General features: G+C 59.6%; 16 protein-coding genes. 9 read left to right on the forward strand and 7 right to left on the reverse strand.

What is annotated here, in order from left to right:
- Window positions 1-103: 103 nt before the first annotated feature.
- On the forward strand, window positions 104-685 hold the full coding sequence (locus ABTV22_RS18325; protein WP_433735910.1) for an eCIS core domain-containing protein: 582 nt from the start codon (window positions 104-106) through the stop codon (window positions 683-685).
- 173 nt (window positions 686-858) lie between these two features.
- On the opposite strand, the gene ABTV22_RS18330 is transcribed toward ABTV22_RS18325, so the two are convergent.
- The gene (locus ABTV22_RS18330) at window positions 859-2,100 is read right to left on the reverse strand and encodes an OmpP1/FadL family transporter (RefSeq protein WP_433741442.1); all 1,242 of its coding nucleotides are present in this window, start codon (window positions 2,098-2,100) and stop codon (window positions 859-861) included.
- A gap of 569 nt (window positions 2,101-2,669) precedes the next feature.
- On the opposite strand from ABTV22_RS18330, the gene aspT reads away from it, so the two are divergent.
- Together aspT and ABTV22_RS18340 are read left to right on the forward strand one after the other, a co-directional pair.
- A complete protein-coding gene (gene aspT, locus ABTV22_RS18335; protein ID WP_433735911.1) occupies window positions 2,670-4,361 on the forward strand; it encodes an aspartate-alanine antiporter in 1,692 nt (563 codons plus the stop codon).
- A 372-nt stretch (window positions 4,362-4,733) separates the two neighbouring features.
- On the forward strand, window positions 4,734-5,621 hold the full coding sequence (locus tag ABTV22_RS18340; RefSeq protein WP_433735912.1) for a LysR substrate-binding domain-containing protein: 888 nt from the start codon (window positions 4,734-4,736) through the stop codon (window positions 5,619-5,621).
- Window positions 5,622-5,898: 277 nt separating this feature from the next.
- On the opposite strand, the gene ABTV22_RS18345 is transcribed toward ABTV22_RS18340, so the two are convergent.
- Both ABTV22_RS18345 and ABTV22_RS18350 read right to left on the reverse strand, forming a co-directional pair.
- Entirely contained in the window at window positions 5,899-6,360 is a 462-nt protein-coding gene (locus ABTV22_RS18345; RefSeq protein ID WP_433735913.1) for an HvfA family oxazolone/thioamide-modified RiPP metallophore, read from the reverse strand.
- Window positions 6,361-6,819: 459 nt separating this feature from the next.
- A complete protein-coding gene (locus ABTV22_RS18350; protein ID WP_433735914.1) occupies window positions 6,820-8,442 on the reverse strand; it encodes a methyl-accepting chemotaxis protein in 1,623 nt (540 codons plus the stop codon).
- Between the two features lie 272 nt (window positions 8,443-8,714).
- Here ABTV22_RS18350 and ABTV22_RS18355 point away from each other — a divergent pair, with 272 nt between their 5' ends.
- Window positions 8,715-9,200: an adenosine-specific kinase gene (locus ABTV22_RS18355; protein ID WP_433735915.1), complete on the forward strand. Its 486-nt coding sequence runs from the start codon at window positions 8,715-8,717 to the stop codon at window positions 9,198-9,200.
- Between the two features lie 4 nt (window positions 9,201-9,204).
- On the opposite strand, the gene ABTV22_RS18360 is transcribed toward ABTV22_RS18355, so the two are convergent.
- Window positions 9,205-9,651 (reverse strand): GNAT family N-acetyltransferase, encoded by a 447-nt coding sequence (locus ABTV22_RS18360; RefSeq protein ID WP_433735916.1) that lies wholly within the window; start codon window positions 9,649-9,651, stop codon window positions 9,205-9,207.
- A gap of 176 nt (window positions 9,652-9,827) precedes the next feature.
- Here ABTV22_RS18360 and ABTV22_RS18365 point away from each other — a divergent pair, with 176 nt between their 5' ends.
- Together ABTV22_RS18365 and ABTV22_RS18370 are read left to right on the forward strand one after the other, a co-directional pair.
- Entirely contained in the window at window positions 9,828-10,718 is an 891-nt protein-coding gene (locus ABTV22_RS18365) for a universal stress protein (protein ID WP_433735917.1), read from the forward strand.
- Between the two features lie 94 nt (window positions 10,719-10,812).
- Window positions 10,813-11,553, forward strand: a complete 741-nt coding sequence (locus ABTV22_RS18370) for a Mut7-C RNAse domain-containing protein (RefSeq protein ID WP_433735918.1) — start codon at window positions 10,813-10,815, stop codon at window positions 11,551-11,553.
- A 51-nt stretch (window positions 11,554-11,604) separates the two neighbouring features.
- Here ABTV22_RS18370 and ABTV22_RS18375 read toward each other — a convergent pair whose 3' ends face one another.
- Together ABTV22_RS18375 and ABTV22_RS18380 are read right to left on the reverse strand one after the other, a co-directional pair.
- A complete protein-coding gene (locus ABTV22_RS18375; RefSeq protein WP_433735919.1) occupies window positions 11,605-12,306 on the reverse strand; it encodes a tRNA (adenine(22)-N(1))-methyltransferase in 702 nt (233 codons plus the stop codon).
- Between the two features lie 160 nt (window positions 12,307-12,466).
- Entirely contained in the window at window positions 12,467-14,110 is a 1,644-nt protein-coding gene (locus ABTV22_RS18380) for an acetolactate synthase large subunit (RefSeq protein ID WP_433735920.1), read from the reverse strand.
- A gap of 332 nt (window positions 14,111-14,442) precedes the next feature.
- Between ABTV22_RS18380 and ABTV22_RS18385 the strand changes: the two genes are divergently transcribed.
- A complete protein-coding gene (locus ABTV22_RS18385; protein ID WP_433735921.1) occupies window positions 14,443-14,589 on the forward strand; it encodes a hypothetical protein in 147 nt (48 codons plus the stop codon).
- A 191-nt stretch (window positions 14,590-14,780) separates the two neighbouring features.
- Here the strand turns inward: ABTV22_RS18385 and ABTV22_RS18390 are convergent, their stop codons facing one another.
- Window positions 14,781-16,997, reverse strand: coding sequence for an OsmC domain/YcaO domain-containing protein (locus ABTV22_RS18390; protein WP_433735922.1), 2,217 nt, complete (start codon window positions 16,995-16,997; stop codon window positions 14,781-14,783).
- A gap of 377 nt (window positions 16,998-17,374) precedes the next feature.
- Between ABTV22_RS18390 and ABTV22_RS18395 the strand changes: the two genes are divergently transcribed.
- Entirely contained in the window at window positions 17,375-18,643 is a 1,269-nt protein-coding gene (locus ABTV22_RS18395; RefSeq protein WP_433735923.1) for an OmpP1/FadL family transporter, read from the forward strand.
- A 46-nt stretch (window positions 18,644-18,689) separates the two neighbouring features.
- The gene (locus tag ABTV22_RS18400) at window positions 18,690-19,364 is read left to right on the forward strand and encodes a DUF3313 domain-containing protein (protein ID WP_433735924.1); all 675 of its coding nucleotides are present in this window, start codon (window positions 18,690-18,692) and stop codon (window positions 19,362-19,364) included.
- Window positions 19,365-19,644: the final 280 nt, after the last annotated feature.

Here is a 19,644-nt window from a genome sequence, read left to right on the forward strand (position 1 = left end):
AATGATGAATCATTATCCTCAGTAGCTTTTACGGATAAAGTGAGGCGGGTCGTCGATCGACGGCGACCCCCTCATTGCCTTGCATTCGCCCAGGGAGCGCCCAATGCCGTCCATCATCACTCGTCTGCTGGCGCTGTCTGTGCTGTGCCTGACGCTTGAAGTGCAAGCCCAGAACGACGCCTGCCCGGCGGGCGAGAGACAAGTGTGCCTGGACGGCTGCGTCTGCCTGCCGGCACTGCAGCAACTGGATGACATCTACCAGTTCGCGACAACCGGCCTGGCGCTGTGGCTGACCCAGGCCCGCACTGAAGCCGCCACCGGAGACACCCAACCCATTCCACCGCACATCCGCGAGCAATTGTTGCGCTGGTACGGTCCCGAAGTCCTCGATGCCGCGCGCTACTGCATCAACGATAACGGCCAATTCAACGCCGCTACGGCCATGCTGCAAAACCCCGATGTGGGCGCCGTGACCCTGATCGACATCATCCTCTTCCGGGACGCACAAAGCGCAGAACAGAACGTCGCGCTCTGGGCGCACGAGCTCAAACATGTCCAGCAGTATCAGGAATGGGGGGTCGAAGGATTTGCCCAGCGCTATACGCAAGACTTCAACACGGTGGAGGCGCCGGCGTATGCCATCCAGGCCGAGGTCAGGCGATCGCTGCGCAACGCAACGGACTGAAGGCGCAACCCGTTGCACAGCAACAGGTCAAAACGGTGCCGGTCGGCGCCGTTCGCAGTACAGCTAAAAACGTGATGACGCTATTTATTCTTGAGTACCTGGAAGGACTTGACCCTGTCCTTCGCCCAGCCTTGCCGGGCATCCCAGCCATCTGCGCGATCACCTGGCGGTCGCTAAAAGCGCCAGGTGGCACCACCGCCAATGATGTGCAATGCGGCGTTGCGGTACGTACCGGAGAGCGTGTTGCCTGAGCGTGCCTTGGTCTGGTCGACATCCATATCCCCCATCCAGACCAGGGTGTAGGCCATGTGCAGGTCCAGCCCTTCCTCCAACTGATAATTGACCCCCGTCGCCAGTCGCCACGCCTCCCCCATGGGGTTGTCGACGGTACGGTCCTTGTCATCCACGGCAGAGCTGTCGTAACCCAGGCCCATGCTCCAGCGCACTTGCCGGGTGGCCTGGTACTGCGCGCCGACGGAGGCGTGCCAGGTGTCCTTGTATTGTCGATTGACGGTGCGGTCGACGCCGCCAACGTTACTGTCAACTTCCACGCCGATTTCGCCGAAGTCGCTCCAGTCCTGCCAGCCAAGGCTGCCCAACAGCTTCCACTGCGGGTCCAGTTGATGAGCCACACTGAGCAGCACCGTCTGCGGCACGTTCATGTCCAGCTCCAGGGAGTCGACATCGAGGCGGCTCAGGGCGGCATTGATGGCCGGGTTGCTGATTTTGCTCAGATGAGGTTTGTCTTCGAACTGCAGCTTGACCTTGCTGGTGTAGGCAAGGCCCACCTGGGTGCGCTCGTCAAATTTGTACAGCAGGCCGAGGTTGACCCCCGCGCCGACGTCGGTGTCCTTGTATTCGAGTTGGCCGTCCGGACGGTCCGTCAGACCGAGCAGGTTGTTGTTGATGGCCATTTCCGTACGGTAGTAGCCGTACACGATGCGCGGGCCAATGCCGACCGACAGCTGGTCGGTGAATTGGTGGGCAATGGTCGGCTGGAAGGACACGCCAATAACCGCAGCCTCTTGGGTGAAGTAGCGTCCAGCCCAGTCATCGTCGTAATCCAGCGCCAGCCCGAAGTTGCCGTACATGCCGAAGCCGACTGCCGAGCGATCATCTAGCTGGTGGCTGATGAAAAAACTCGAGCCGGGCAACCATTGCAGTGCGTTGCCTCCTTCATTGCCATCGAACTGGTTGTTGCTGTCACGAGAGAAATTGATGTCGCCGAGAATCACCTGGGCATTGACGCTCATTTGCGTCCCCGCCAGTTGCGTGATCCCGGCCGGGTTGCTCATCAATACACTGGGATCGGTGGCCAGTGCAGCGGCGCCGGCGTTGGCCAGCCCGTTGCCCTCCTGACCGACCTCATAAATCAAAATACCGCCCGCCGTGGCGTGACCGGCCATGAGGGCCATCGACCAGGTCAACGCGCGCAAACAGAACAACGAAGTACAACGGACTCGAATAGGTCGCATGCAGCTTTCCTCGAAAATTCATCCCTGCCAAGGCATCTGCATAACTCCCCCGTGGACGAGAGGCCAATGCCGCCGTCGGCGAATGCAAGCCAAAATAAAAGTAGTTGCTGGCAAAGAATTGTCGAGAATCAAGTGCAACAAATTTGGCTGTTAGTCGACGTGAGCGGTTTATTGGCGTGACTGCATTGAACCAATATCGCCGACGCAACAGAGGCGTCTGGCACAGGGAGATCAGCGCAGCGAACCCTCGTGGTGAGTGGTTTCTTTTTATTGATCGATAACATGAAGGTCGATCAGCAAAGACTGGATACCGGGGAAGTCTGTTATCACTTCAAACTTTAAGGGCACCGTTCTGACAACAATCCACTGCTGAACTACGCTGCGATCTGTACTTACTGTCCTTTCTGCGTGAAGTCACAACAATGAAATAAGGATGTTTAAGGACGACGGATTTACCGCACCCCTATCAAAAAATGGATAAGTGACGGCCATTGCCGGGAGACTGCAACATGCTCGATTTTTTCCTGCACGCCCTGCGCTCCGACCCGGAAATCGCCGTGTTCCTGGCCATTGCCCTGGGTGTCCTGATCGGCCGCATCAACATTGGCAGTTTTCATCTGGGTTCCGTGGCCGGCGCGCTGTTGATGGGCCTGCTCATCGGGCAGATCGGCCTGGAGGTGCCGGCGGGGTTGAAGTCGGTGTTTTTCGTGTTGTTCATTTATGCCGTCGGCTTCAAGAGCGGGCCGGAGTTTTTCGGCAGCCTCAATCGCGGCACCCTGAAACTGGTCGTGCTTTCCGTGGTGCTGTGTGCGACGGCCCTGGGTTCGATTTTGCTGATGAACGCGATCTTTCATTTCGACGCCGGCTTCACCGCAGGGCTCGGCGCCGGCGCCCTGACGGATACGGCGATCATGGGCACGGCCACCAGCGCCATCAACCAATTGACCATCGATGACGCGGCCAAGGCTCAACTCAACAGCCACATGGCGATTGCCTACGCGATCACCTATCTGTTCGGCACCATCGGCCTGATCGTCTTCGTCGGCAGCATTGCGCCGAAATTGCTCGGGATCGATCTCAAGGCATCAGCGCGGGAGTTGGAACTGGAGCTGGGGATCGCAAAAAACGAGGATGCGATCACCGTGCCCTACACGCGCATTGTCGTGCGCGCCCATCAGGTCGCGGCAAACGGCCAGGCCAACGGCCAGCGAATCGCCGATGTGGAAAAGCCCCATGAATACCTGAGTATCGAGCGGGTCGTCCGTGCCGGGCGGGTGATTGAGCGCGATGAAGGTTTGACCCTCATGGAAGGTGACGTCATCGGCGTGTATGCCTTGCGCGAAGCGGTCGGCACCCTCAGTCACCAGGTCGGGCCGGAGATCGATCATCCCGAGGCCCTGTCCTTTGCGACCCGGCAGGCGGACATCGTGCTGACCTCCAAGGAGTTCGCCGGCAAGACCATTCACCAGGCCAGGGAAAGACTGCAAAGCACCGGGCACCAGGGCTGTTTTCTCAACACCATCAGCCGTCAGGGTTATGACCTGCCCTTGCTGCCCAATACCGTGCTGCGCCGTGGCGACGTGATCAGCGTGACGGGACGCACCGCCAGTGTCGAGGCGCTGGCCAAGCGCCTGGGGCGGATTCGCCAACACAACTACAAGAGTGACATCGCCGTGCATGCATTGGGCATGGTGCTGGGGTCGTTGCTCGGTCTGTTGTCGACTCACATCGGCATGATCCCGGTGGAACTGGGGATCGGCGGCGGTGTGCTGGTGGCCGCGCTGGTGATCGGCTGGTACAACTCCCGTCACCCGGAGATCGGCGCCCTGCCGGCCGCTGCCCAGTGGGCTTTTTCCGAATTCGGCCTGACCGCGTTTGGCGCGGTGGTGGGTCTGCTGGCGGGGCCCGCCGCGTTCGCGGCCATGAAGGAACAAGGGCTGGCCTTGCTGTTCTCGGGCGCCGTGGTGACCATCCTGCCGCCGCTGGTGGCGTTGTACGTGGGCCGGTACGTGCTGCGCCTGCACCCCATGATTCTGTTCGGCGGCCTGGCGGGGGCGCAAACCGAAGCGGCCTCGATGAACAAGATCATCGAGCAGTCCGCCAGCAACACCCCGGTAATCGGGTTTACCGTTTGCTATGCAATTTCCAACGTGCTGCTCGCGGTGTGCGGGCCAATCATCATTTTCGTCGTCGCGGGATAAGTTGGCACATCAAATCGCCCCCCCCTGTAGGAGCGAGGCTTGCCCGCGAAGAACGATGACGCGGTATGACAGACATACCGCAGCGTCTGGTTCGCCGGCAAGCCTGGCTCCTACAGGCGAAGAACGATGACGCGTTACTACAGATACACCGCTGCGTACGGTTCGCCGGCAAGCCTGGCTCCTACAGGCGAAGAACGATGACGCGTTACTACAGATACACCGCAGCGTCCGGTTCGCCGGCAAGCCTGGCTCCTACAGGGAAACGTGCCGAATGAGGAACAGCCGAAGGTCACTTTACCCATTGCGCTTAATATCTTTAAAGTGATCGCTAAACCAATCAGCAATCACTTTTAAAGATGGCTTGAGACGATCATGGAAATGCGCCAACTGAAGATTTTCTGCGCCGTGGCCGAGCTGGGCAGCTTCACCGCCGCCGCGTTGCAGGTCAACACGGTGCAGTCCAACGTGACCATGCGTGTGAAAGAGCTGGAAGCCGAACTCAACCGCGAGCTGTTCATCCGCAAGAAGTCCGGGGTGGTGCTGACATCGGCGGGCGAGATCTTCCTCGGGTATGCGCGACGCATCCTGCAACTGACCGACGAGAGCCGCAGCGCCTTGATGGACACCGGCAGCCCGACCGGCCTGCTGCGGCTAGGCTCGATGGAAACCACCGCCGCCATCCGTTTACCCCAAGTGTTGACCCAATACCGTGAGCGATACCCTGAAGTGCAGTTGTCGTTGCTGACCGGCACGACGGTGGAGCTGATCAAGGCGGTTGAATCCCATCGGCTCGACGGCGCCTTCGTGGGCGGGTTTCACCAGAACTCGGCATTGGCCCAGCAGGAAGTGTTCAGCGAAGAGTTGGTGCTGATCAGCAGCAACCAGTTCGAGTCACTGCCGGCACTGATGGAGAAAATGCCCCAGCAAACGGTGTTGGTGTTCCGCACCGGCTGCTTCTATCGCTCGACCCTGGAAAACTGGTTCTACCAGGTGGGGCTGGTGCCCAACCAGGTCATGGAACTGGGCACGCTCGACGGCATCCTCTCGTGCGTCGCGGCGGGCATGGGCGTGACGTTGCTGCCCAGGGCCATCGCGCAGAATTGCAGCGTGCGTCACGGCATTCGCTGGCACACGTTGCCACCGGAGTTCGCCAACGTGTCCACGGTGTTCATCCGCCGCAACGACTCAATGATCACTTCGGCCATGAGTGCGTTCATTGGCTTGGCGCAGCAGCAGATTGCGCGGCCGGCAGTGGCTTGAATGAGGCATTTGGGATGTACCCGGTTTCTGGAACGAGCAAACCCCAATGTGGGAGCGAGCCTGCTCGCGAATAGACTATTGGACCCGCCGCATCTTCATTGATTGGAATACCGCCTTCGCGAGCAGGCTCGCTCCCACAAGGGACTGAGGTGGAGTCGCGCGATCTTCGTTGTTTGATTGCACCCGGCCTCCTCGGTGATCGATCCACTCCATTCCCTCACGCCATAAAAAACCTCCCCGGATGTAAATCCGGGGAGGTTGGCGTGACACAGAACGATCAGCTCTGAGCCTTGCTCATTTTGGTGAACAGCTCGGTCGGGACTTTCTTGCCGTTGGTGATGTACTGGTTGGTGCGGAATTTGTAGACCTCACCTTCGGAGAGGAAACCGTCGCCGTTGGTGTCCATCGCCTTGAATTCTTCACCGCCTTGCGGGGCCACGGCCAGCAGTTCCTTCAGGGACACTCGGCCGTCGTGGTCGGCATCGGTGCGGGCGAAAGACGCGTCGCCGCATTTGCCTTCACCGCACTTGCCTTCACCAGCCTTGGTCACTTTGGCACCGGCTTCGCTGGCGCCACACTTGCCTTCACCACACTTGCCTTCACTGGTTTTTTCGGCCGCGGCCAATTGGTAGCCTTGAGGCAGTGCGTCAGCGGCGAAGGCGGACGACGCGAGGTTCATGCTGCCGGCCAGTGCAACTGCGATCAAGCCAATGCGGGATTTATTCGACATACGGGACATGGTTATTACTCCGGATACAGTGTGCGGTCAGGCCGCTTTGGGTCATGCCACAAGGGCGATAAGCCGTGGTGCGAGGGCGTTTGCTTTCTCGCTAAGGCCAGGCTATTTGACTGCACACGTGTATCCCGGATGTATCCGGATCGCGGGGCATTTGTAAGCCAGTCTCCGTACAGGGGGTTCGGATACACAGCGATACACAAGCCGTGTTTTATGATCCTCATACACACCTGTGGCGAGGGGATTTATCCCCGCTGGGCTGCGCAGCGGCCCCAAAAGAAGGACTGCTACGCAGTCCAACGGGGATAAATCCCCTCGCCACAATGTAAAGCTCGTCTCAAAATATCCTTAAGTGAATGGCATTACTCACCACAGGGGAGTGTCAATGATTCATGGGCGCCGCGAACACCGTACTGGTACTCGCCACTATCCGATCCCCGACCGAGGCAAACGCGCCTGGGGTTAAATCACAAACCTGGACACCAGAGCGTTGAGTGAAACGGCCAGGCGCGACAGTTCCTGGCTGGCGGCGCTGGTTTGTGTCGCGCCGGCGGCGGTCTGTGATGCCAGCTCGCGAATGTTGACGAGGTTGCCATCCACTTCCCGGGCGACCTGCGCTTGCTGCTCGGCCGCGCTGGCGATCACCAGGTTGCGTTCATTGATCTGCGTGAACGAGGAGGTTATTTGATCGAGGGCTTGTCCTGCCGCCTGGGCCACCTCCAGCGTATCGTGGGCGCGGCTGTTGCTTGCTTGCATCGCACTGACCGCCTGCACGGTCCCCTGCTCGATGGACGTGACCAGTTGCTCGATTTCCTGGGTCGAACGCTGGGTACGATGCGCAAGGCTGCGCACTTCATCGGCGACCACGGCAAAACCGCGACCGGCCTCCCCTGCCCTGGCCGCTTCGATGGCAGCATTGAGTGCCAGCAAATTGGTTTGCTCGGCAACCGTGCGAATGACATCGACGAACTGGTTGATGTCGCGCACCCGGCCTGCCAGGTTTTCCACCTCCACGGCCGTTGCCGTAACGCCGCTGGCCAGTTCGCCAATCGCGTCGACGGTGCGCAGCACCTGCTGCCGGCCTTGCTGGGCGGTCAGGTCCGACGCCCGCGTGGCATCGGCCGTGGAGACCGCGTTGCGGGCAACATCCTCTGCAGCACTGGTCATTTCATTGATCGCCGTGGCCGCCTGCTCGATCTCGCCATTTTGCTGATGCAACCCACGGCTGGCATCTTCGGTCACCGCGCTCAGTTCTTCGGAAGCCGAGGCCAGTTGGTTGGAGGATTCGGCAATGGCTGTGAGGGTGTCGCGCAAATTGCTCTGCATGGTTGCCAAGGCAGCCATCAGTCGCGCCGGCTCATCGTTGCCGACTACCACCGTGCGTGTGGTGAGGTTGCCGGTTGCCACCGTTTCGGCCAACCGAACCGATTGGCGCAACGGCAGGACAATGCTGCGAATCAAGCCGACGGCCACCACGCATGACGCCAGCGCGACCACCAACAGCACGCCGATCACGCCACTGCGCGCACTGTTGTAGACCTCGACGCTGTTGGCGGCAGCGCCCTTGGCGCCACGGTTATTGAAGTCAACCAGGTCGGTGAGCGTCTTGCTTAACGCATCCGCGCTTGGGTTCATCTCACCGTTAATGATGTTTCGGGCGGCTTCGAGTTGATCCTTTCGGGACAAATCGATCACTTTGGCCTGAAGTGACATGTAGGCCACTGCGGCGGTCCTGAAGTGCTCGAACAACGCCCTGTCTTCATCGACGAGAATGGTTTTTTCGTACTGCTCCATTTCTTTTCGGGTTTCGGTCTTGAGCACGTCTATTTTGTTGTAGTTCTGCTCAAGGCTCTGCGGGTCGCGGTTGATCATGACGCGCAGGGTCAGGGCGCGCAGACGTTGAACGTTTTGCGCACCGTGACTCAGGGCCATCACGCCGGGTAACCAATCGTCACTGATTTGCCGGGTACTTTCACGCATGTCGTCCAGCTTGGACAGCGCAAAAAAACCCAACCCAGCGGTCAACGCTGCAACCAGGCTGAAACCAATAGACGCACGCCAAGCGATACTAATGTTCCTGAGCATATTTTGATTCTTCTTATTAGATGTTGAGCAGTGGGCAGCAGATCGTCTCGTTCCTGATGTCGCCAGCGACCTCTTCTACGTGATGTTTTCAGGGGTACCCCTTCATTCGACGACATTTTCTTTTCATTTCATGACACATCAGATCGAGTCCGGCCTGAAGCGAATTGAAAATCGGGCTTTTAAACGGGGTCGGTCAAACGCAAATCAATGAGTAGCTATGCTTGATCTACTGTCAGGCGCTTTGTGCACCCTCGTGAAAGGAGGTGTTCGAGATGCAACTCATCACATTGAAAATCGATAAGCCGGACGATACGAACTTCATTCTGGGCCAGACGCACTTCATCAAGTCCATCGAGGACATCCATGAAGCATTGGTCAATACCGTGCCAGGTATCCGGTTTGGCGTGGCCTTTTGTGAGGCCTCCGGCAAATGCCTGGTGCGATGGTCTGGCACCGATCCGGCCATGATCGAACTGGCACGCCAGAATGCGAAAACCATCGCCGCCGGCCATAGCTTCATGGTGTTCCTGGGCGAGGGTTTCTATCCGCTGAACGTATTGAACACCCTCAAGATGGTGCCGGAGGTCTGCCGTATTTTTTGTGCCACCGCCAACCCAACCGAAGTGGTTTTGGCGAAGACGGAACAAGGGCGCGCCATCCTGGGTGTCGTGGACGGATTCTGTGCCCATGACATTGAGGGCGAGGAAGACATCCAGTGGCGCAAGAACCTGTTGCGGCAGATTGGCTACAAGCAGTGAAGGCTCAAGCCAGGCGTTTTTCGAAGTAGACGCGATTGAAGCCGTCCTGCGAACGCCGCCCGACTTCGACATAACCGAGCCGAGGATAAATCGACAGATTGTCGGCCATCTTCTCGTTCGTATAGAGATGAACGCTGCCAAGCCCGAGGCGCACCGCCTCGGCCTCGCAGAATTGAATGAGCGATTTGCCGATACCTTGCCCGCGTCCGGCTGTTGATACGGCCACGTTTTCAAGAAACATGTGCCGATCCAGCGGATAGAAGACGATGAATCCTCGCAATTGGTCTTGCTCGCCCGTGCAAAGGTACACATGACCGGCTGCAATCTGTGCCTCGTAATCCGCCAGGATCGGCGCAGGCTGGCGGCCGATGAGCGGGACATACGGCAGATACGCTTGCTCGGCGCAAGCGCGTACGGCGGCTTCATCGTTTGCAACGGCCTGGCGGATCATGGGTCGTTCACTCATTACATAGCGTGGCGGTATGGAGCGTTCGCAAGCCTGGCTCCCGGATGCTGGCGTATATTGGTACGGTCGGCCCGGGAAGTCGAGGCGCTAGAAGCACGCCACCCTGTGCCGCAGGGTGCCGGCACACACCCACGGACAACCTGTAATGCTGGAGGTGCGACATGAGCCAATATCAACGCCTCTTTCTGATTGTCGGTCCAACCATGCGTCACACGCCTGCAATGGAGCGGGCCGTCGCACTGGCCAAAGCCACTGACGCAGTGCTGCATATCACAGTGTTCATCGAAGACGTCGACATCCTGGGATTGATGAGCGGGGATGAGCACTTTCGCGAGATCTGCCAGCAAGAGAACCAGATGTGGCTGCAAGATGAAGCCCAGCTGATCCGCGGCAACGGCGTTGCGGTGACCACCGAAGTGGTATTGGCGCGGGACGTACTGCAAGAAATCCTTCAGCACGTAAAGGACCTGCAACCGGACCTGGTGATCAAGGACGTCCACCACGAATCGACACTCAAACGCGTGTTTTCCACGCCTCTGGATTGGCATCTGGTGCGCGACTGCCCGGTGGCCGTTCATTTGGTCAGCGAAGTCAGGTGTCCGCTTCCACGGGTGATCGTGGCCGCCGTGGATCTGTCGCATCCCGATCACCCGATCACTGAAATCAACGATCGCATCATCCAGGCCGCGCAACGCATGACCACGCAGTGCAATGCAGAGCTGCACCTGCTGCACGCCTTCGATCCCTCGCAGACCCACCTCTCGGACGCCGGCGCAGGCGCCGTGACGATGCCGGGGTTTAGCAGCGACGTACGCCGCGCCCTGCACAAGTCCTTCATTGCGTTGGCTGACAGCTACCGCGTCCCCACTGAACGGCAGCACTTCATTGAAGGGACGCCCACCCACGTGATGTCCGACTTCGCGGCCCATAGCCGAGCCGATGTAATCATCATGGGAGATACCCATCGAAAAGGTCTGCACAAGCTAATGGGCAGTACGACAGAGCACGTGCTGCACAAAGTGCCCTGCAATGTGCTGGCAATAAAGGGGTAAGTCGGTCAGCAGGGACAGTCTTTCGTTTGGGGCCTGCCGCAGAAGATTGCCGCTCGGGACGCCTTCCTCCTGCCGCCCTGCCATACTGTTGAACATGACCCGTGCAACGTTTCGCTTCTACGAGGAGCTCAACGATTTCCTGTCGGCCGAACGACGGCGGCAGTCTTTTACCTGCGAGTGCGCGCAAGGGGCGACGGTCAAGCACATGATCGAGGCGCTCGGAGTACCGCACACGGAGGTCGAGCTGGTGCTGCTCAATGGCGAGTCGGTGGGTTTCGGGCGGGTGATCTTCGACGGTGATCGGCTGGCGGTGTACCCCAAGTTCGAAACCCTGGACATCAGCCCACTGCTCAAGGTACGTGCGCAACCCTTGCGGGTGCTGCGCTTCGTCGCGGATGCGCACTTGGGTGGTCTGGCCAGCCTGTTGCGCATGAGTGGCTTCGACACCCTCTTCGACAATGGCTTCGAGGATGGCGAAATTGCCGAGATCGCCGCGACCCAAGGACGCATCGTGCTGACCCGCGACCGCGAACTGCTCAAGCGGCGAATCATCAGCCACGGCTGTTACGTACATGCCCTCAAGCCGTCGCTGCAACTGCGTGAAATATACGAACGCCTCGACCTGGCCCGCAGTGCGCGGCCCTTCAGCCTGTGCCTGCATTGCAACCTGCCGCTGCACGAAATCAGCCCGGAACTGGCCCGACTGCACGTACCACCGCGCGTGGGCGTTCTCTATTCGCATTTTCTGCGCTGCGATGGCTGTGAACGGATTTACTGGGAGGGTTCGCACTGGCGCGGCATGTGCGCGCTGCTGGCGCCGTTGCTGGACCGATAACCGGGCGTATCGCGTCAGTGGCGGTGCACCGGGAGCGTTACCGTCGCCGGATCAGGCTTGAGCCAATAACGCGGTGATCCACTGAGCCTGCCGGGCGACGTCCTGCACTTTCTCCTCGGGCATACCCTGCCGCGCCCGGGCGAACTGGTTGAGGGTCTTGTGCTTCTGGCGCAACTTGCGCTGCCACTTGACCAGGAACGCCGGGCTGCGAACCTGCATCTGCAGCGGGCCGAAGTAGAGTTCTTCGGCGGTGTACGTCACAGGTCCCGTACGCTCGGCGACGATGATTTCGTAGTCGAAGCGGTTTTCCCGCAGCACTTCCTCGCAGAGGATCCGGTAGCCGTTTTCCATCAACCACTGGCGCAGTGGCGGTTCACCGCCGTTGGGTTGCAGGATCAGCCGTTCCTGGCCGCTCAGGCGCGCCTTATCGCGCTCGAGGATGTCGCGAATCGTCTCGCCGCCCATGCCGCAAAAGCTGATCGCGGTGATCTCGTCTACCGGTTCGATGGCTGCCAAGCCATCGGCCAGGCGCACGGTGATCCAGGGGTCCAGGTCGTTCTCGCGCACGGTGCGCTCGGCCGAACGAAACGGCGTCAACGCCACCTCCCCCGCCACCGCTGCCGCAATGACGCCACGGCGCATCAACGCCACCGGCAGATAGCCGTGATCCGAACCGATATCGGCCAGGCGCGCGCCTGCCGGCACATGTGCCGCCACGCGTTCCAGACGCATGGACAAAGTCTGCTCGTTCAACTGCCACCCCTTCTCACCACGAACGTCCGCCACCGCTGGCCGGATCGGGGCGTGATTGTGTCGAGCAATGCCGCGCATTTCAAATTTATGCGACGGGGGTCAGATTCTGGCGGACGGTACGATGCCGTACCGCCGCTTAGGCCAAAGGACGTTCGATGGCTCAGACCAGCGCACTTCTGCGCTTGAGTTCGCTGTTGAGAATGAAGTCGTTTTCCGAATAATCCACCGGGCAATCGATCACATGCACCCCCGGCTCGCTGATGCAGCGCTGCAACAGCGGCAGGAAGGCTTCGGCGCTTTCCACCCGATGGCCCTTGGCGCCGTAGCTCTGCGCGTACATGACGAAATCCGGGTTGCCGTAGTCCAGGCCGAAATCGGTGAAGCCCATGTTCGACTGCTTCCAGCGGATCATGCCGTAGCCGTCGTCGCGCAGGATGATGACCGTCAGGTTCATCTTCAGGCGCACGGCGGTTTCCAACTCCTGGCTGTTCATCATGAAGCCACCGTCGCCACACACCGCGACCACCGGACGATCCGGGTACACCAGGTGCGAGGCCATCGCCGATGGCAGGCCGGCACCCATGGTCGCCAGGGCGTTGTCCAGCAGCACGGTGTTGGGCTTGTGGGCCTTGTAGTTGCGGGCGAACCAGATATTGTAGATACCGTTGTCCAGGGCCACGATGCCTTCGGATGGCAAGGCACGACGCACGTCGGCAACGAAACGCTGCGGGTAGATCGGGAAACGGTTGTCGTCCGCGCCCTCGATCACCTGGGCTTCATTGGCTTCGCGGATCGCCAGCAGGCGGCTGAAGTCCCAATGGGGCTGGACCGGCAGCGCTTCACCGATCTGCCACACGGCGTTGGCGATGTCGCCCACCACTTCGATCTGCGGGAAATACACCGGGTCGACTTCGGCGGAGCGGAAGTTGATGTGGATCACCTCGGTGCCGCCACGGACCATGAAGAACGGCGGCTTCTCGATGACATCGTGGCCGATGTTGACGATCAGGTCGGCCGCTTCAACAGCGCGATGGACGAAGTCGCCAGCAGAGAGCGCCGCGTTGCCAAGGAAGCGCGGGTGACGTTCGTCGACCACGCCCTTGCCCATTTGTGTGGTGACAAAGGGGATGCCAGTGTTGTCGATCAGTTGCTTGAGGACCTTGCAGGTCATCTTGCGATTGGCCCCGGCGCCGATCACCAGGATCGGGCTGCGGGCGGCCTTGAGCTTTTCGACGGCGCCATCGATGGACTTGTGCTCGGCCAGGGGACGCCGGACCAGGCTCGGCGAGATGGGCATGCTGTCGGTTTGTTCGGCGGCGATGTCCTCCGGCAGCTCCAGGTGCACGGCACCGGGCTTTTCTTCCAGCGACAGACGAAAGGCTTCACGCACACGGGACGGAATGTTGTCGGCGGAGGCGAGTTGGTGGGTGTACTTGGTCAGCGGTTGCATCATGCCGACCACGTCGAGGATCTGGAAGCGGCCCTGCTTGGACTTCTTGATGGGTTTCTGGCCGGTGATCATCAGCATCGGCATGCCGCCCAAGTAGGCGTAGGCACCGGCGGTGACCAGGTTGGTCGCGCCCGGGCCCAAGGTCGACAGGCTGACGCCGGTCTTGCCGGTGAGGCGTCCGTAGGTGGCGGCCATGAAGCCGGCGGACTGTTCGTGGCGCGTCAGGACCAGTTTGATCTGGGACTTTCGCAGCGACTCCAGCAGGTCCAGGTTTTCTTCACCGGGAATGCCGAATACATACTCGACACCTTCATTTTCCAGGCATTGCACGACGACATCTGCGGCCTTGGCCATATGTGCACCTCAATATCGGTGGGCGAACTCGCCGTCCACTATAGCTCGATACCTCGGACTGCCAGCCACCACCTGCTCCAGCGGTTAGCGTGCACAATGCCCGTCCCCTAATGCGGTATGACAGATACACCGCAGCGCCTGGTTCGCCGGCAAGCCTGGCTCCTACAAAGCGAAGAACGATGACGCGGTTAGACAGATACACCGCGGCGCCTGGTTCGCCGGCAAGCCTGGCTCCTACAAAGCGAAGAACGATAACGCGGTATGACAGATACACCGCGGTGCCTGGTTCGCCCGTAGGAGCGAGGCTTGCCCGCGAAGAACGATAACGCGGTATGACAGAACACCGCAGCGCCTGGTTCGCCGGCAAGCCTGGCTCCTACAAAGCGAAGAACGATGACGCGGTTAGACAGATACACCGTAGCGCATGGTTCGCCGGCAAGCCTGGCTCCTACAAAGCGAAGAACGATAACGCGGTATGACAGATACACCGCAGCGCATGGTTCGCCGGCGAGCCTGGCTCCTACAAAACGAAGAACGATGACGCGGTATGACAGGCACTCCTCGGTGCCTGAGGCTCGCGAGAAACGTAGGGGCAACGCGCTTATCCAGACATGGCGCGTTATCGTTGACGTCCATCGCGAGCATGCTCGCTCCTACGGGTTGTGTGCCATTACCGGGATAGATTCGCCACTTTGGCCCGCGCTGCGTGCAGTTTTTTGTAGCTGTCGATCAGGCGCAGGTGCCTGTCCAGGCCTTCCAGTTTCATGCTGGTCGGGGTCAAGCCGTAGAAGCGCACGCTGCCGTTGACCGAGCCGATCGCCGCGTCCATTCGTTCGTTGCCGAACATCCGGCGGAAGTTGGCTTCGTAGTCCGCCAGCTCCAGATCCTCGTCCAGTTCCATCTCCAGCACCGCGTTCACCGCCTGGTAAAACAAGCCGCGCTCGACCGTGTTGTCGTTGTACTGCAGGAACATTTCCACCGCCTCTTTCGCCTCTTCGTATTGCTGCAAGGCGAGCCAGATCAGCAGCTTCAACTCCAGGATCGTCAACTGGCCCCAGGCGGTGTTGTCGTCGAATTCGATGCCGATCAGGGTGGTGATGTCGGTGTAGTCATCCAGCTCGCTTTCCACCAGACGCTCAGCCAGCGCGTTGAGCTCGGTGTTGTCCAGGCGATGCAGGTTGAGGATATCTTCGCGGAAGAACAGGGCCTTGTTGGTATTGTCCCAGATCAGGTCGTCCACCGGGTAGATTTCCGAGTAGTCCGGCACCAGGATGCGGCAGGCGGTTGCGCCAATGTGCTCATACACCGCCATGTAGACTTCCTTGCCCATGCCTTCGAGGATGCCGAACAGGGTCGCCGCTTCATCCGCATTGGAGTTTTCGCCCTGGCCGGAGAAGTCCCACTCCACGAATTCATAATCGGACTTGGAACTGAAGAAGCGCCACGACACCACACCGCTGGAGTCGATGAAGTGCTCGACGAAGTTGTTCGGTTCGGTGACCGCGTGGCCTTCAAAGGTCGGCTGTGGCAAATCGTTCAGGCCTTCGAAGCTGCGGCCCTGGAGCAACTCGGTGAGGCTGCGTTCCAGCGCCACTTCAAAGCTTGGGTGAGCGCCGAACGAGGCGAACACGCCACCGGTGCGCGGGTTCATCAAGGTGACGCACATCACCGGGAACTCGCCGCCCAGCGACGCATCCTTCACCAGCACCGGGAAGCCCTGTGCTTCCAGCGCCTCGATACCGGCCAGAATCCCCGGATACTTCGCCAGCACCTCCTGCGGCACGTCCGGCAGTGCGAATTCGCCTTCGATGATTTCGCGTTTGACCGCGCGCTCAAAGATCTCGGACAGGCACTGCACTTGGGCTTCGGCCAAGGTGTTGCCGGCGCTCATTCCGTTGCTCAGGTACAGGTTTTCGATCAGGTTGGAGGGGAAATACACCACTTCGCCGTCGGACTGGCGCACGTACGGCAGTGAACAAATGCCACGCGCTTCATTGCCGGAGTTGGTATCGAACAAATGCGAGCCACGCAGTTCGCCATCGCGGTTGTAGATTTTCAGGCAGTACGCATCGAGGATTTCCGGCGGCAGCTCATCCTTGCGGCCCGGCTGGAACCAGCGCTCGTCCGGGTAATGCACGAACGGCGCGTTGGCGATGTCTTCACCCCAGAACTGATCGTTGTAGAAGAAGTTGCAGTTGAGCCGCTCGATGAATTCGCCCAGGGCCGATGCCAGCGCGCTTTCCTTGGTCGACCCCTTGCCATTGGTGAAACACATTGGCGAGTGCGCATCGCGGATGTGCAGCGACCAGACATTGGGGACGATATTGCGCCACGAAGCGATCTCAATCTTCATGCCCAGGTCGGACAAAATCCCCGACATGTTGGCGATGGTCTGCTCCAGCGGCAGGTCCTTGCCTAGGATATAGGTGCTCGCGCCCGACGCACTCTCTGAATTAGAAGCAGGCATCAACAATGCCTGGGCATCGGCGTCGAGGTTTTCCACTTCCTCGATGACAAACTCAGGTCCCGCTTGCACCACCTTCTTCACCGTGCAGCGGTCGATGGAACGCAAAATGCCCTGGCGGTCCTTGTCGGAAATGTCCGCTGGCAACTCGACCTGGATCTTGAAGATCTGGTTGTAGCGATTTTCCGGGTCGACGATGTTGTTCTGCGACAGGCGAATGTTATCGGTGGGGATGTTGCGTGTTTCGCAGTACAACTTCACAAAGTAAGCCGCACACAAGGCCGACGAAGCCAGAAAGTAGTCGAACGGACCCGGCGCCGAGCCATCGCCTTTGTAGCGGATTGGCTGGTCGGCGATGACCGTGAAGTCGTCGAACTTGGCTTCAAGTCGAAGGTTGTCGAGAAAATTGACCTTGATTTCCATGCGGGATTACCAGAATAACGAGCTAAACGTGGCCGCCATTATCCGGTTTTTCAGCGGGATGTATTGTGGTTTCAGCGAGAAAGCGGCTGATCGGTGCAATACCCGACGCCTGAAGACTTCAGGGCGGTGTACGTAACACCCTGTAGGAGCGAGGCTTGCCCGCGATAGAGGTCAACGATAACGAGTACGGTCTGAATGCACCCGTTGTCCGCACGCTTTTCGTTGGAACGCCACCCGCAGACAAGATCGTTCCTGCAAATGGCTTTTTCATTAGGATGCGCAGTGTTTACTGGCTTTTTGGCGATAAGAACCTACGCTCTTTTCGCGAGGACAACATAATTCAGCGTTGTCGGGAATTGCTTTCGAGTACTGACGCCATGCAGCCAAAAGTATCTGCTCTGCCCGTCGTCACATTGCTGGCCCTATGCAGCCAGCAGGCTCATGCCGGCGGCATCATGCTCTACGAAGTCGGCACCGACAACGTCGGCCTGGCCAACGCCGGTGCCGCCGCCCGGGCCCAGGGTCCATCCACCATTGCCAGCAATCCGGCGGGCATGAGCTATCTGCCGGGGACACAGATCACCGCTGGCTTGCAGGTGCTTTACGGCGACATCACGTTCGATCGCGATAACGACACCAACGTGTCGGGCAGTGGCAGTGGCAACGCACTCGAACCGTTGCCGGGCGGCAGCTTTTTCGTCAGCCATGAGCTGGACGACCACTGGAGCGTCGGCTTCGGCCAGTACGGTGACTTCGGCCTGGCGGTCAATTACGACAATGACTGGTCGGGACGCTACTTCGCGCAGAACTCCAGCCTGCTCGGTCTGTCGATGGTGCCAAGCGTTGCTTACCGCTTCAACGAGCAATGGTCGGTGGGCATCGGCGTCAGGGCCATGTACGGCATGCTGCAAGCCCAGACCGCCATCGACCGCTCGCCTTTGGGCCTCACCGACCGCAGCGACGGCCAATTCAAATACAAGGACAAGGATTGGGGTTTCGGCGCCAATGTGGGGGTGATCTATGCCCCGCAACCCGGCACCCGCCTTGGCCTGACGTACACCAGCAAAGTCGATCTGAAATTCGAGGACGGCCTGGACATCAAGGGTGACGGCCCGGTACTTCGACGCCTGGATGGCGCCGATACCGAACTCGACATCACCGTGCCGCAAACTGTTACCCTGAGCCTGTTCCAGCAACTGGACCGGCAATGGGCCTTGCTCGCCTCGGTCAACTGGCAGGACTGGTCGGAATTCGGCGATATCGGCATACAGGTCGACACCACGGCAAACGACGCCCGTTCGAGCAACATCGATGCCGGCTTCAAGGACACCTGGCACCTGTCACTCGGCACGCAATACCAGGCCACCCCACAGCTGCTGTGGAACGTCGGCGTGGCGTACGACAGCAGTGCCGTGTCCGACAGCAAGCGTTCGGTGATCGTTCCCATGGCCGAATCCTGGCGCATTGCGACAGGAGCCACCTATGCTCTGAACAAGGAAACAGACGTCAATGTCAGTTGGGCCATGATCTGGATGGGCGACATGCCGGTGGACCAGACCAAATCCGTGTCGGGCAATCGAATTTCCGGTCAATTCGACAATTCCTGGATTCAAGCCCTGGCCGCCAACATGACTTGGCGCTTCTGATGGTCCTATAACGAAAAACGATTTCACCCAAGGAGTACACAGCACTATGAACTTGTCCCGAAAATTGCTCGTCGGCGCCGCCCTGACCGGGCTCATGCTCGGTGGTTGTACCTCGAAAGTCATCGAGAAGGAGCAGTATTCCGGTTATCTGTCCAACTACAACAACCTGCAGGAAGTCACCACGCCCAGCGGCGGAACGGCCATGCGCTGGGTAAGCCCAACGTGGAACCCCAATGCCTATGACACGGTGGCCTTCACCCGACTGGAGCTCTACCCGGCGCCCAAGCCCAATGAACAGGTCAACAAGCAAACGCTCAACGACATTCAGAACTACATGACCAACAAGGCCAAGACTACGCTGGGGCAGAAGTACCGGGTGGTTTCCAGCCCGAGCGCAGCACCGGCTGGGGCCAAGACCCTGGTCATGCGCGCAGCCATCACCGGGGTCAGCGCCTCGAACGAAGGCATGAAGTGGTATGAAGTGGTGCCCATTGCCGCCGTCGTTGGCGCGACTCAGGCCGCCACCGGTCACCGGGATCAGGACACCGAGCTGTTTATCGAAGCCGAGTTCATCGACGCGAAAAGCAACCAGACCGTAGCCAGAGTGGTGCGCAAGGTGTTTGGCAAGCAACTGTCGAACTCCAGCCAGAAAGTCACCGCCCAGGATTTCAAGGCGGCAATCGACAAGCTGGGGACCGACTTCCAGGCATTCATGAAGTAATAAGTTTGCTCTTCGTAGGAGCACGGCTTGCCAGCGATGGCGCTCGTAAAAACGCCATCGCCGGCAAGCCGTGCTCCTACAGAAGGATGCGGCCCTAGTTTTCATCCCCCCGTCTGCGCATCTCGGAAGTAATCATCTGCCGAGTGTTCTTCATACCCGCCCAAGGCCCGTCCTTCACGTCGGCCAGGCGTTCGTGCACGTTGCGCACATTCCACTGATTGGCTCCGTTGAGCGCCCCCACCTCTCACGAAAAATCGGCACGGAACCGGCGAGATCGCAG

It is taken from the genome of Pseudomonas putida (assembly GCF_050990305.1).
Lineage (GTDB): Bacteria > Pseudomonadota > Gammaproteobacteria > Pseudomonadales > Pseudomonadaceae > Aquipseudomonas > Aquipseudomonas putida_AH.